The following is a 1089-nucleotide window of genomic DNA, read 5'->3' on the forward strand; positions in this document are numbered from 1 at the left end:
CAACTCGCCTCGTGTCCGGTTCTCAACACGGACAGAACCTCTCAAGCCGGAACAACGCCGGGGCCGTGGCAGAAGCAGCGCATTCGGCAGGCGTACCAGGGCAGTTTCGTCGACCTGGCCACCGACTTGGCTGGCCGGTACGACGTGATCAGCATGTACCACTATCTGGAGCACACGGCGGACCCGAAGCGGCAGTTGGCAGCCGCCGCAGTGGCTCTGTCGCCGGGTGGGCACCTCGCCATTGAGCTGCCCGACCCGGACTTCGCTTGGGCCAAGGCGCTCGGCCGCTGGTGGATTTCTTGGTTGCAGCCCCAGCACCTGCACATGATCCCGATCGCGAACCTGCGCACCGTGTTGGCCGGGCTCGGCTTCGAGGTGATCGCCGAGCAGCGTTCCGAGCCGCACAACAAACAGGACGTGGTGAGCGCGGCCATTCTGGCGATCAACGCGGCGCTGATCGGCGGCGAGGACCTGGCCTGGCGCCCGGCTCCACCGTCCCGGGCCGCCGCGGTGTTCCGCAAGATCGCTTTCACCGCCACGGCGCCCGCGCTCGCGGTGGCGGTGCTCGTCGACCGGGTCAGCGCGAAGATCGGCGGCAATCGGGGCTGTCGAACACGTACCGGGTGCTGGCCCGCAAGACCGCCTGACCGGCTTTTCGACGCTCCCGGAAGGTCCGGCTTGACCCTGACACGGTGATAGGGTCTTGACTACGTGCTGGAGGTGGTTCCCGTGACTTCGACCAACACCACTGCACTGGACAACGGTCTACTCAAGGCCCTCAGTTCCGACGCGTCATCGACGCGGCTCCAGGCGGCATTGGCTGCCGGCACGAATCCGCTCCCGGGCTACCTCGACACGCTGATCGAGCGTTGTGCGGTCGAGCCGGACTTCTTCGTCCGCGACATGCTGACCTGGGCACTCACTCGCCTCCCGGCGGAGCAAGTCACGCCCAGGCTGCTGGAACAGCTCAAGTCAGAGGTCCCGCAGGCGCGTAGCCAGTCGCTGCACACCATGTCTAAGTGGTCCAGGTCGTAAATCCTTCGGGGGTTATGCGGCCAGGGCCAATGCGGCAGGCTGGTTGTCGCAGCT

The 1089-nt window shown here is 66.3% G+C and carries 1 protein-coding gene and 1 pseudogene; both read left to right on the plus strand.

Features of this window, described 5'->3' with window-relative positions; all coding sequences use genetic code 11:
• A partial coding sequence (locus ACFHVL_RS31315; RefSeq protein ID WP_416632236.1) for a class I SAM-dependent methyltransferase occupies window positions 1-696 on the plus strand: 696 nt, incomplete at its 5' end.
• A gap of 24 nt (window positions 697-720) precedes the next feature.
• Window positions 721-1020: pseudogene (locus ACFHVL_RS31320) on the plus strand (HEAT repeat domain-containing protein); the annotation flags it as partial.
• Between the last annotated feature and the right edge of the window lie 69 nt (window positions 1021-1089).

The sequence above is a fragment of the Micromonospora sp. LOL_023 genome, assembly GCF_048060115.1.
Classification (GTDB): Bacteria; Actinomycetota; Actinomycetes; order Mycobacteriales; family Micromonosporaceae; genus Micromonospora_E.